Source organism: Aquabacterium sp. A08 (assembly GCF_011742065.1).
Genome location: NZ_JAAQQT010000212.1, coordinates 1 through 245 on the forward strand (window position 1 = coordinate 1; position 245 = coordinate 245).

Consider the following 245-nt stretch of genomic DNA (forward strand, 5'->3'; position numbering starts at 1 on the left):
ACGGACGCCACGTCGGCGTCGGCTGGGCTCTCGGCCACGGCGCGCAGGGCCTGGCGGGCGGCGTCGGTCTGGCCGGCGGCGTTCAGCACGCGGGCGGCCAGCAAACCGGCCTGCTGGGCCTGCACGGTCCGGGCGGCCTGGGCCTGCACATCGGCCCAGACGCGTTGGACCCGGTCGGTGTCCTGCGCCTGCACCGCGCGTTCCAGTTCATCGTACAGGGCGGCCGCTTCCAGCGCCGACTTGCG

At 75.9% G+C, this 245-nt stretch carries 1 protein-coding gene; it reads right to left on the reverse strand.

Annotation, left to right across the window (positions count from 1 at the left end; genetic code table 11):
- The coding region (locus HA630_RS26810; protein WP_166832130.1) for a tetratricopeptide repeat protein at positions 1-245 on the reverse strand (245 nt) is incomplete at both ends.